We start from the raw sequence: 8,005 nt of genomic DNA on the forward strand, positions 1-8,005 counted from the left end.
CGCCGGACGACCTGCCGGCGGAGGCGCGGCTCGGTAATACCGCCGCGCCTTCGAACGGACCCGTTCGGAGGCGCAAGGCGAGCCCGAACGGGCGCCGGCGCCAATGCGCCGGACGCCTTCGCATCGACGCGTCGATGCGAAGGCGCGAGGGTATAAGACCCCCTCACCCTCGCTCCGGCTTCGCCTGCGCTCCTCTCGTCTTGAGCGTTTCCCCGGACAGCCCTGCCGCAGAGAGCGGAGGATTCTCGCGCGAGCCTTCGGCGATCGATCTCGCCGCCGGCCCCGCCAGCAGCCGGTCGCTCTCGTCCTTCAGCGCCACGCCGGTGAGCCCCCGCGTCAGCGCCTGGTCGATCAGCCAGTGCAGCTTGAACGCCGCCAGATCGGGCTTCAGCCCGGCCGCCCGCACGTTCGACAGGCAGTTGCGCTCGGCGTCGGTGCGGCCGGGGCGCGGGTCGAAGGTGAGGTAGACGCCGAGGCTGTCCGGCGAGGACAGGCCGGGACGCTCGCCGATCAGCACCGCGACGGCGCGGGCCCTGAGCAGCGCTCCCACCGCATCGCCGAGCGCCACCCGCGCCTGCGTCGCCACCACCAGCGGCGCGAGGCGCCGGCCTGAACCGAGGAGGGCGGGCTTGAGCGCCGCGAGGAGCGGCACCGCGCCCTCGTGGACGGCCCGGGCCGAGAGGCCGTCCGCCACCACGAGCGCGAGGTCGACCGGCTTGCCGGCCGCCGCGGCGAGCGCCGCCGCGGAGGCGTCGTCGAGCCGGCGCCCGAGATCGGGCCGACGCAGGTAGGTCGCCCGGTCGGGCGCCGCGGAGGCCGCCGCCAAGGTCTCGAAGCCCAGGGCCGCGAGGCCGGCCCGCACGGCCTCGACGTCGAGCGGGGTATGCACCGCGTCCCGGGCCTGGGCGTGGGCGAGGCCGAAGCGCAGGACCTCGCGGGTCGGCAGGCCGGAACCGGCGCGGCCCAGCGCGATGCGCGCCGGCGTCAGGGCGGCGAGGCGGCGCCAGGCGCCGGCCGGATCATCGCGGCTCACGCGGCGAGATCCGGGGCGGCGGCGAGCAGCGGCGCCCCGCCGGCCGGCAGGAGCGCGCCGTCGGCGTCGGTCAGCCCCATCCGCGCGAGCCACTCCGAGAATTCCGGCGCCCGCCTCAGTCCCATCACCTCGCGCAGGTAGAGCTGGTCGTGGAACGAGGTCGACTGGTAGTTCAGCATCACGTCGTCGGCCCCCGGCACCCCCATGACGTAGGTCACGCCGGCCGCACCCAGCAGCGTCAGCAGCGTGTCCATGTCGTCCTGGTCGGCCTCGGCGTGGTTGGTGTAGCAGACGTCGACGCCGAGCGGCACGCCCATCAGCTTGCCGCAGAAATGGTCCTCGAGCCCGGCCCGGATGATCTCCTTGCCGTCGTAGAGGTATTCCGGGCCGATGAAGCCCACCACCGTGTTGACGAGGAGCGGCCGGAAGGCACGGGCCACCGCGTAGGCGCGCGCCTCCAGGGTCTGCTGGTCGATGCCGTGATGGGCCTCCGCCGACAGGGCCGAGCCCTGGCCGGTCTCGAAATACATCACGTTGTCGCCCAAGGTGCCGCGCTTGAGCGAGAGCGCCGCCTCGTGCGCCTCCTTGAGCAGCGGCAGGGTGACGCCGAACGAGGCGTTGGCGGCCTGCGTCCCGGCGATCGACTGGAAGACGAGATCGACCGGTACGCCGCGGTTCATGGCCTCCAGCGTCGTGGTGACGTGGGTGAGCACGCACGCTTGCGTTGGGATCGCGAAGCGGTCGATCAGCTCGGCCAGCAGGTGGAGCAGGCCGGTGAGGCCCTGCACCGAATCCGAGGCCGGGTTGATGCCGATGCAGGCGTCGCCGCAGCCATAGGCCAGGCCGTCGAGGATCGCCGCGGTGATGCCGGCGGGATCGTCGCTCGGGTGGTTGGGCTGGAGCCGCACCGCCAGCGTGCCGGGCAGCCCGATCGTGTTGCGCAGGCACGTGACCACCCGGGCCTTGCGGGCGACCAGGATCAAGTCCTGGTTGCGCATGATCTTCGACACCGCGGCGGCGATCTCGGGCGTCACGCCCGGGGCGATGGCGGCGAGGGTCTCAGATCTCGCGGTGAGCAGGAATTCGCGGAAGTCGCCGACCGTCAGGTGGGCGATGCCCGCGAAGGCCGCGGCGTCGTGGCTGTCGAGGATCAGCCGGGTGACGTCGTCGGCCTCGTACGGGATCAGCGGCCGGGCCAGGATCTCAGTCAGCGGCACCTCGGCGAGGCACCAGCGCGCCGCCACGCATTCCTCGGCGCTTCCCGCCGCCAGGCCGGCGAGCCGGTCGCCGGAGCGGGGCGGGCTCGCCTTCGCCATCAGCTCGGCGAGGTCGGCGAAGACGAAGGTCCGGGGTCCGACGACGTGCCGATAGCTCATGGGCGGTCGCTCATGCGGGTCCTCTGGGGGCGGGAAGCCTACCGCAGGCCGGCCGCCGCGTCAGGGCCCTCCTCCGCTGTCGAGACCGCCGCCGTGGTCCGGTCCCCCGTCTCCGGCGCGCCGTCGGCCCGGTCGATGCGGATCTCCATGCCGGTCGGCGTCATCGCGCCGAAGGGCGTCGAGAACGCGATCTCGGCGGCGTCGCGCCCGACACCGATCCGCACCAGTCCGTCGAGGTTGGCCTGCCGGGTGGCGTCGAACAGCCACCAGCGGCCGTCGAGGTAGGCCTCGAACACGGCGTGGAAGTCGCACGGCACGAGGCCGTAGGCGTAGCAGCTGACGAAGCGGGCCGGGATGCCCAGCGCCCGGCAGAAGGCGGCGCCAAGATGCGCGAAATCGCGGCACACCCCTGCCCGCTTCAGGAGCGTCTCGTCGGCGGTGGTCTCCTCGTCGCTGGCGCCGCGGACATAGGCGATGTGGTCGTGGATCCAGTTGCAGATCCGGCTCACCCGCTCGAAGCCCCCCGGCCCGTCGCCGAACTCCGCCCGCGCGAAGGGCGTGAGGCGGTCGGAGGAGACGAAGCGGCTCGGCAGCAGGTAGGGCAGGATGTCGAGCGGCAGGTCCTTCACCGGCGTCTCTCCGATGCCGGCAGGGTCGGCCCGGTGGGGATCGAGCGTTACCGAGGCCTCGTAGTCGAGGCTGAACCGCCCGGGCGGCACCACCACGGCGACGTAGCGGTTGCCGGTGACCGGCGCGACGTGCCGGCGGACGGGCAGGTCCGGCATCAGGCGGAAGGTTTCCCGCAGGTCCCGGTGCCGCGCGAGCTGCGCGACTTCCAGGTTGAAGATGAACACCGTCTCGGCCTCGATCTCGTAGGCCAGGTGGCAACCCAGGGTGTAGCGCACGGCTTGAGGCCCTCCTCGCAGGCGAGATAGGGTGACGCAAGGACCGCGCCGAATCGGTCAGGGCCCGGGCCGCACCGGCGCGGCCCATCCTTTGCCTATCTTCGGTTAGCCTGCGTTAAGGCCGCGGGTCGTCAAGCCCGGCAAGACCGGGGCGAGCAGGGAGGATGAGCCGTGCACCGCTACTTCTTCGACCTCGATGCCGGAACCTGGGACGCCCGCGACACGATCGGAGTGGTGCTCTCCGATGCCGGCGCAGCCCGCGCCGAGGCCCTTCAGGCCCTGCGCTCCTGCGCCCTCGACCGGGCCGCCGGCGCGGTCCTCGCCATGAACGTCCGCGACGAGACCGGGCGGACGGTCTTTCGGGTGTCGCTGGCGGTGGCCGCCTAAGCATCGTTCGCCGAAGCGGTCACCGGATCGGCGATAAAAATGATGCAAGGACAAGGGATTAAGCAGAGATGCATGGTGCATCTCTGCTTAGGACCAGCGACGTTCCGCCCGATATCGCCACCCCGGAGCAGGCTTCGGGGTGGCGCCTCGAAGCATCAGATCATCGGCTTGCCGCCGGTCACCGCCACCGTGGCGCCCGAGACGTAGCTCGCCTCCTCGCTCGCCAGCATCACGTAGACGGGTGCGAGCTCGACCGGCTGGCCGGGGCGCTTCATCGGCACCTGCGAGCCGAACTGGCGCACCTTCTCCTCGGGCATCGTCGAGGGGATCAGCGGCGTCCAGACCGGGCCGGGAGCGACGCAGTTCACCCGGATCTCCTTCTCGGCCAGCAGCTGCGCCAGCCCGCCGGTGAAGTTCTGGATCGCTCCCTTGGTGGTGGCGTAGGCCAGCAATTGCGGGCTCGGCGTGTCGGCGTTGATCGAGGTGGTGTTGATGATCGCGCTGCCCGGCCGCATGTGTGGCACCGCCGCCTTGGTCAGGTAGAACATCGCGTGGATGTTGGTGCGGAACGTGACGTCCCACTCCTCGTCGCTCATCTCCTCGATCGACTGCACGGTGGCTTGGTGGGCGGCGTTGTTGACGAGCACGTCGACCCGCCCGAACGCCGCCACCGCCTTCTCGACGATGGCGCGGCAATGGGCCGGGTCCTTGATGTCGCCGGGCACCAGCACGGCCTTGCGGCCGCTGGCCTCGACCAGCTTGGCGGTCTCGCGGGCGTCGTCGTGCTCGTCGTAATAGGCGATCAGCACGTCGGCGCCCTCGCGGGCGAAGGCGAGGGCCACCGCCTTGCCGATGCCGCTGTCGCCGCCGGTGATGATCGCCTTGCGATCCGCCAAGCGCCCCGAGCCCTTGTAGCGGGTCTCGCCGTAATCGGGCCGCGGGTCCATCTCGGCGTCGCGCCCCGGCATCGGGATCGGCTTCTGGCGGTCGAAGGGCGGCTTGGGGAAATCGGTCATCGTCGGGGTTCCTCGCGGCGGGAAGTCAGAACCGGCCACCGCCGAAGGGCCGGCAGCGGCCATCGGCGATCTTGAAGTTCGGCGGGTCGCACGGGACGTAGTCGGTCTCGCACCAGCGCTGGCAGACCTGCGGGCCGGTGCGGGGGACAGGCTCGCCGGACCAACGCCCGCCGCGCAGCGAGCCGGTCGCGTCCGGGTCGAAGAAGGGACCGCTCTGCTGCGCGTGGGCGGACGGGGCGGCGAGGAGCAGGAGGGCGAGCGCCAGGAGGGCGCGGGAAGGCAGCACGGACGATCTCCAGTCGATGGGAGGGGCCGCCGCAGGCGGGCCGCGATGCCGGACCAACTGGCGGGGAGTATCGGTGTTCCGGGCCGGACCGGCTGCCTGCCCGCGAAGCAGGTTGCCTAGCGGGCAACCAAGTCAGGCGATCGGCGTTTCCGGTGTCCCTACGGTACGGCTTCACTCGCCCTCGGAGATCACGATGCTGACGCGCTTCCTCGCGACCGCCGGCGCCCTCGCGCTCACCACCGGCCTCGCCCTCGCCCAGACCACCGCCCCGACCGCGCCGACGGCCCCGACTGCGCCCGCGCCCGCCCCGACGGCGCCGGCCACCGGCGACATGAAGGAGTTCGAGGCCGCCAAGCTGACCAAGATCAGCCTCGCCCAGGCCATCACCACCGCCGAGCAGCAGGGCGAGAAGGGTCGCGCCATCGACGCCGACTTCGAGAAGGCCGACAGCAAGAACCCGACCCATTGGGCGATCAAGGTCGTCTATCCGGACGGCAAGCTGGTCGAGTACGGCATCAACGCCGATACCGGCGCGCTCTACAAGAGCGAGAACCAGCCGATCGAGCGCTACTTCACCCGGCTGAAGGTTGCCGACTTCAACAACGCGAAGGTTTCCCTGAAGGACGCCCTGGCGATCGCCGAGCAGACGGCGGGCGGCGGCAAGGCCTACGAGGCCGAGGTCGAGCGCGAGGGCTCGGCCGTCGCCTACGAGATCAAGGTCGCCCTGGCGGACAAGGAGCAGGAAGTGAAGATCGGGCCGGACGGCCAGGTGATGAAGGACTGAGTCTCAGAACAGGATGCGGTTCCCCCTCTCCCGCTCGGGGAGGGATCCCACCATCCGTCTTGATGCCTGAGTCCGGCGGAACGCGGATCAGACCGTTCCGCCGACCACGCTCCCGCCCGCCTCCGCCAGGGCTCCCTCGCGCAGCTCCAGCGCCAGGAACCGCCCCGGATCGACCGGGCCCGGCAGGGTGAGCTTGCGCGGCGGCAGCACCGCGAAGCCGAAGCGGGCGTAGTACGGCGCGTCGCCGACCAGGATGACGAGGCCGTGGCCGCCGCTCCGCGCGGCGTCGAGGGAGGCGCGCATCAGGGCGCCGCCGATGCCGCGGCTGCCGAAGGCCGGATCGACCGTGAGGGGGCCGAGCACCAGGAGCGGCGACGTCCCGGCCCGGGCGGGCGAGACTCGCACCGAGCCGACCAGCAGGGTGCCGACCAGCGCCGTGAACGAGAGGTCCGGCAGATGGGCGACGCCTTCCCGCAGCCGGAAGGCGGTGCGGGCGTAGCGGCCGGGGCCGAAGGCGCGCTCGTGCAGGCGCTCGATGGCGTCGTTGTCGCGCGGGGTCTCGGGCCGGATGACGAGGGGCAGCGTGGTCACGGGCACACTCTGGGCGGGCGTCGAAGATGTTGGGCGGATCGGTCAGCCGATCCGTCGTCGCGCCTCTGCCCTCGGGGCCATCGTTTCGCTCCTGGCGGGCATGGCCCGCGTCTTCCACGGGCGTGATGCCCGCGCCGGGCGCGATCGCCCGCGGGGCGCCATAGCAGCGCTTAGCTGTGAGTGCAAACCGACGATGGCACGCCGCTCGCATCATCCTGGCGTGCAGGCGCTTGCGTCGGGGGACGCCTTGCGGGTTAGCTGAGCGCGAACGCCTCAAAGGTTCCGGGGACAACGCCGCAATGAGAATCAGGACCGCACTCGCCCTCATCCTCTCCCTCGCGCTCGGCCCCGTCGGTGCGGCCCGGGCCGACGACGCGGTGCCGGCCACGGTCCGGATCGCCACCGAGGGCGCCTACGCGCCCTACAACTTCACCAAGCCCGACGGCACCCTCGACGGCTACGAGATCGAGCTCGGCCGCGAGATCTGCGCCCGCGCCAAGCTGAAATGCGAGTTCGTCGCCCAGGACTGGGACGGCGTGGTGCCGGGCCTCAACGCCAAGAAGTTCGACGCCATCATGTCGGGCATGACCATCACCGACGCGCGCCTGAAGGTGGTGGACTTCACCAAGCCCTACAGCGGCGATTCCTCGGGCTTCGCGGTCGACCGCAACGGGCCGCTGGCCAAGCTCCCCCTGGGTGGCCAGAAGTTCAGCCTGGCGGACGAGGCCGAGGCCCAGAAGGCGCTCGACGCGATCAAGCCGCTCCTCAAGGGCAAGACCGTCGGCGTCCAGGTCTCGACCATCCACGCCGCCTTCATGGACAAGTACCTCAAGGGCACCATCGAGGTGCGCGAGTACAAGACCACCGAGCAGCACGACCTCGACCTCGCCGCCGGCCGCCTCGACGCGATCTTCGCCAACGACGCCCCCCTGCGGGCGACCGCCGAGAAGCCGGAATTCGCCGACACGGTGGTGCTGGCCGGCCCCCGCTTCCGTGGCGGCATCCTCGGCCGGGGCGTGGCGATGGGCCTGCGCAAGGGCGAGACGAAGCTGAAGGCCCGGCTCGACGAGGGCATCGACGCGGTGATCGCCGACGGCACCCTCAAGAAGCTCTCGCTCAAGTGGTTCAAGGCCGACCTGACCCCGCAGGGCTGACGGGTCACCCGGCGTGAGCGCCTTCACCCTTCTCGGCTTCGGGCCCGGCGGCTGGGGCGGCGCGCTGCTTGTCGCCGCCGGCACCACCCTCGCCCTCGCCCTGTGCGGCTTCCTCGTCGGGGCGGTGCTCGGCGGCGTGGCGGCCGCCGCCAAGCTCTCGGGCCTCGCGCCCCTGCGGCTCGTGGCGGACGGCTACACCACGCTCCTGCGCGGCGTGCCGGACCTGCTCGTCATCTACCTGATGTATTTCGGCGGCAGCGCGGCCCTCGGCCGGCTCGCCGGGCTGTTCGGCGCCACCGGCTTCGTCGGCGTGCCGGCCTTCGGAGTCGGCGTCGCGGCGCTCGGGATCATCTCGGGCGCCTACCAGGCCGAGGTCTTTCGCGGGGCCTACCTCGCCCTCGAGCGCGGGCAGATCGAGGCGGCCCGGGCCGTCGGCATGCATCGCGGCCTGATGCTGCGCCGGGTCGTGGCGC

The 8,005-nt window shown here is 71.7% G+C and carries 10 protein-coding genes; 4 read left to right on the top strand and 6 right to left on the bottom strand.

The features are described from left to right. Positions 1-163 precede the first annotated feature (163 nt). Genes eutC through VQ02_RS16745 form a run of 3 tightly spaced genes read right to left on the bottom strand, consistent with a single transcriptional unit; the run spans position 164 to position 3,314 of the window. Positions 164-1,033 carry an ethanolamine ammonia-lyase subunit EutC gene (gene eutC / locus VQ02_RS16735; protein WP_083469268.1) on the bottom strand — a complete coding sequence of 290 codons (870 nt, stop codon included), beginning with the start codon at positions 1,031-1,033 and terminating at the stop codon, positions 164-166. Continuing rightward, positions 1,030-2,409, bottom strand: a complete 1,380-nt coding sequence (locus tag VQ02_RS16740) for an ethanolamine ammonia-lyase subunit EutB (protein WP_048445340.1) — start codon at positions 2,407-2,409, stop codon at positions 1,030-1,032. The genes eutC and VQ02_RS16740 overlap by 4 nt, the downstream gene beginning before the upstream one ends. A gap of 38 nt (positions 2,410-2,447) precedes the next feature. After that, on the bottom strand, positions 2,448-3,314 hold the full coding sequence (locus VQ02_RS16745; RefSeq protein ID WP_048445341.1) for a transglutaminase-like domain-containing protein: 867 nt from the start codon (positions 3,312-3,314) through the stop codon (positions 2,448-2,450). Positions 3,315-3,485: 171 nt separating this feature from the next. Here VQ02_RS16745 and VQ02_RS16750 point away from each other — a divergent pair, with 171 nt between their 5' ends. Continuing rightward, positions 3,486-3,701 (top strand): DUF6894 family protein, encoded by a 216-nt coding sequence (locus VQ02_RS16750; RefSeq protein WP_048445342.1) that lies wholly within the window; start codon positions 3,486-3,488, stop codon positions 3,699-3,701. A 155-nt stretch (positions 3,702-3,856) separates the two neighbouring features. Here VQ02_RS16750 and VQ02_RS16755 read toward each other — a convergent pair whose 3' ends face one another. Both VQ02_RS16755 and VQ02_RS16760 read right to left on the bottom strand, forming a co-directional pair. Further along, positions 3,857-4,717, bottom strand: coding sequence for an SDR family oxidoreductase (locus VQ02_RS16755; RefSeq protein WP_048445343.1), 861 nt, complete (start codon positions 4,715-4,717; stop codon positions 3,857-3,859). Between the two features lie 25 nt (positions 4,718-4,742). Then, the gene (locus tag VQ02_RS16760; protein ID WP_245239760.1) at positions 4,743-5,003 is read right to left on the bottom strand and encodes a hypothetical protein; all 261 of its coding nucleotides are present in this window, start codon (positions 5,001-5,003) and stop codon (positions 4,743-4,745) included. Between the two features lie 193 nt (positions 5,004-5,196). Between VQ02_RS16760 and VQ02_RS16765 the strand changes: the two genes are divergently transcribed. Continuing rightward, entirely contained in the window at positions 5,197-5,787 is a 591-nt protein-coding gene (locus VQ02_RS16765; protein ID WP_048445344.1) for a PepSY domain-containing protein, read from the top strand. Positions 5,788-5,874: 87 nt separating this feature from the next. Here VQ02_RS16765 and VQ02_RS16770 read toward each other — a convergent pair whose 3' ends face one another. Then, entirely contained in the window at positions 5,875-6,378 is a 504-nt protein-coding gene (locus tag VQ02_RS16770; protein WP_048445349.1) for a GNAT family N-acetyltransferase, read from the bottom strand. A gap of 299 nt (positions 6,379-6,677) precedes the next feature. Here VQ02_RS16770 and VQ02_RS16775 point away from each other — a divergent pair, with 299 nt between their 5' ends. Further along, the gene (locus VQ02_RS16775; RefSeq protein ID WP_048445345.1) at positions 6,678-7,532 is read left to right on the top strand and encodes a transporter substrate-binding domain-containing protein; all 855 of its coding nucleotides are present in this window, start codon (positions 6,678-6,680) and stop codon (positions 7,530-7,532) included. A 13-nt stretch (positions 7,533-7,545) separates the two neighbouring features. Continuing rightward, on the top strand, positions 7,546-8,005 hold a 460-nt coding region (locus VQ02_RS16780; protein ID WP_048445346.1), incomplete at its 3' end, for an ABC transporter permease subunit.

Origin of the sequence: Methylobacterium variabile, from assembly GCF_001043975.1 — a bacterium.
GTDB classification, from domain to species: Bacteria; Pseudomonadota; Alphaproteobacteria; order Rhizobiales; family Beijerinckiaceae; genus Methylobacterium; species Methylobacterium variabile.